The organism is Acetivibrio ethanolgignens (assembly GCF_001461035.1).
Taxonomy (GTDB): domain Bacteria; phylum Bacillota; class Clostridia; order Lachnospirales; family Lachnospiraceae; genus Velocimicrobium; species Velocimicrobium ethanolgignens.
The window spans coordinates 66,715-69,763 of record NZ_LNAM01000001.1 but is presented as its reverse complement, the minus strand read 5'-3'; the positions used below and the strand labels follow the sequence as shown (position 1 = coordinate 69,763).

Here is a 3,049-nt window from a genome sequence, read left to right as displayed (position 1 = left end):
GGCGTTTCTCTGCAATGCACGCAGCGCCTTTGCACATCTGATAATGCTGGCATCCTTCACGTGCGAGTGGCATATGTTTGACTATTTCATCCGGAGCTGTTGTTACCGCCAGATGTGTTCCTTGGTGTCCATTCTGACCGCCAACCTTTTTACCGGATGGCTTAAGGAGACTCTTAGGAGCAGGCTTTTTGAAACCATCACTTGATGGCGGTTTGGAGCTGTTTTGGAAATTCTTGTTAAGTTGTTCCTTTAGTTCCTGGATAGTCTGATTGAGCTGAGCGATTAACTGTGTTTGCGCATTGATCGTAGCATTCAAGGAATCTACAGTTGATGTTAATGAGTTAACCTGCTGTAATAACTGCTTATTCATTTCATCTTTTGTCAATCAGACCACCTTCTTCCGATAAAAATTGATACTTCTATTTTAACGGAAAATAGGTCAAAAAGTGAATCGTAACGTTTTGGGGTACTGTCAAAATGACGGTGGATAAACAGAAAAAATCAAAGCATTACTGCTAAAAACAATCGGATATGATCCACAAATAGTATGTTATTTAGCTGTAATTGAGGATTTATGGTTCAGTAATCCACAGGCAAAAAGTATTTGGCAGTTATTGTGAAAAGTTATCCACTTTTTGCAATAAAGCAATGACGAAACAGAAATTTTATTTTCTCTGCTTTGACCAAAAATTAATGTATCCTAAATGGGGTTCTGAATAGTTACGTTTATTGTAAAATAAAATTACCGAAAGTTGCAAAGCTTTTTCTCAAAGCTCTTAGGAACGATGCAGCGTCTGAATAGTAGCCATCAAGTATGAGCTTTTTCATAAAAGGATCCATTGCGGACATAACCTAAAACCATTAACCTTGTTTTTGTTGTAGCAAACAAATAAAGACAATAGGCAATTGCGAAACAATTTCATAATCTTGCTTCAGACAGTGGAAACATCCGGTTTTACTGGTTTTTAAGTAGGATAATACAGAAAATAGGATTTTAAGACATGGAAAACAAAGCAGATAAAGATATCTGCCTGTGGAACGGTATTAGGCATATAAGCTTATGCAATTAATGGTTTTAAACTGCGGATATATTCATGTTTGTGAATTTTATCGGCAACCAGCACTGTAATAAGCTGCGTAATCCCGGCAAGTATCAAATCGGCGTGCAAAGTTTTTTCGTTCTGAGTTTTACGCCCTGCAACGCAAAAGCTGTCCTTGAAGTGGTTGATGGATTTCTCCACATTTACACGTATTTTATAGGTGGAATCCCATTCCTGTGTACCACGGACTGTTCCGGGATATGCACGAAGATTCTGCTCTGGATATATGTAAATCATCCTTCCACAGGAAGATGTTGTGCAGGGATTATCACAATGGCATACACGTCTGGATTTCCTTGCCACGTTGTCCCATTCCCATTTCATTTTGGGACAGACAAATTTCATGGTGGGAAGTCCACATCTCAAGTGTGATTTGCTTCCCTCGCGCTTCATTGCAAGCGAAGCATCATGGGGACAACAGGGAACTCCATCTTCATTGATGGTATAATCAATTCCTTCGATTTTCAGCTTGTTTTTCAGTGGGATATATGCTTTTTCAAAGGAAGTTTCCTGTAACAGGTATTTATAAATTTCGATGGAATCGAAAGCGGCATCTCCCAGAAAAGTTTTTGGATTAATGAGTGGATGTTTCCTGAAGAAATCCTTTAATGTGGGAATTAATGCTTTAGAATCCGCAAGGCTTTTATCTTCATCCGGGGAGTCAGATTTCTTTTCAACAACAATTTCGGGATGAGATTTGAGAAAGTCTTTATTATAAAAGCAGATATCCCTGACAATGCCGAGTCCGTTTGTAACAATGCCAAATTTATAAGCATAACAGAAATGACCGTTTATATACATTTGCTGTATTGCAGGATTAGAGGCAGCGTGTGAAGGCATAGCTCCATAGGCGGCTTTATAGGGGTCATAAGAATCATCCAGCCCATTAGCCTTTTTAAATGCCTTGAGCTGTTTAATAATGCGGTTGGCATATTTGGGATTATTTTCTGTTACCCATGCTTCAATGCCGGAGGTATCAAAGAGTAGCATGGATGCGTTCTGCTTATCAATTCGTTGGCATATCGGTTCGGTCAGATCGACCATATGATCGAACATAGATTGTAAGTCCGACAGAAAATCCTGTTTGAAGCGGGTAAATTTAGAGGCATCAGGAACAACGTCAAATCCACAGAAATCTCTTAATTCCTGAGAATATTTTAGGAAAATAATCAGGAGAGATGTAGTTGGAATTGAGAAAATAAGCTGTAATAACAGAGCCTTAAGTATCGGATAAAGAAGATGCTTGCGGGGTCTGCCGGTGGAAGCAGTAAAATGAGAAATGAAAGACGCCGGAACAATTTCATCAAGGTTGATGGTTTGATCAAGTAAGGAAAGGAACGCATATTTATCGTTATCAAATTTATTTTGGCAATCGGTAAAAAAATCTGCCAAAGAAAGCTGTTTGTATGTTATCATATAGATACAACTCCTTTACTGGTGGATATGGTTAATTGTTGCTTGACATCTCAATTGTACCATAAATCAGTGAGGAGTTGTTTTATTTTATGACAAAAATAATCCCGTATTTATGCGGGGTGTGGCGTTTCGCAAATGCCTATCATTGCTTCAGGACGAAAGGAGAACAAACAGCCGGGACACAGATATGCAAAGAAGGATGAAAAATCGCTGTTGAACCGTCTGGAGAAATACATGGATAATCATCTTTTGTTCCTGCATGATTTCAGTGTGCCGTTTGACGATAACATGAGTGAGCGTGACCCGAGAAAAGTCAAGAACCGTCAGAAGATGGCAGGAGGATTCCGCAAAGACAGTGGACATGAAATGTACTGCGCAATCCTGACAATCATAGAAACCCTGAAAAGAAGAAATATGGGGTTGATAGAAAATATAAAAAAATTATTTATGGGGACATCGGCTATTTTTTAGCCGGTGCTGTACCCATTTGTTCTATTAAAAGGCTGAACTGTTACGTTTGTCGTGATGATTTC

At 39.0% G+C, this 3,049-nt stretch carries 2 protein-coding genes and 1 pseudogene; 1 reads left to right on the top strand and 2 read right to left on the bottom strand.

Annotated elements, in window-relative coordinates; translation table 11 throughout:
• Positions 1-108: 108 nt before the first annotated feature.
• Positions 109-247: pseudogene (locus ASU35_RS19965) on the bottom strand (DUF6444 domain-containing protein); the annotation flags it as partial.
• Positions 248-1,058: 811 nt separating this feature from the next.
• On the bottom strand, positions 1,059-2,516 hold the full coding sequence (locus ASU35_RS00290) for an ISNCY family transposase (protein WP_058351128.1): 1,458 nt from the start codon (positions 2,514-2,516) through the stop codon (positions 1,059-1,061).
• Positions 2,517-2,651: 135 nt separating this feature from the next.
• On the opposite strand from ASU35_RS00290, the gene ASU35_RS00285 reads away from it, so the two are divergent.
• The gene (locus ASU35_RS00285) at positions 2,652-2,987 is read left to right on the top strand and encodes an IS66 family transposase (RefSeq protein WP_058351127.1); all 336 of its coding nucleotides are present in this window, start codon (positions 2,652-2,654) and stop codon (positions 2,985-2,987) included.
• Positions 2,988-3,049: the final 62 nt, after the last annotated feature.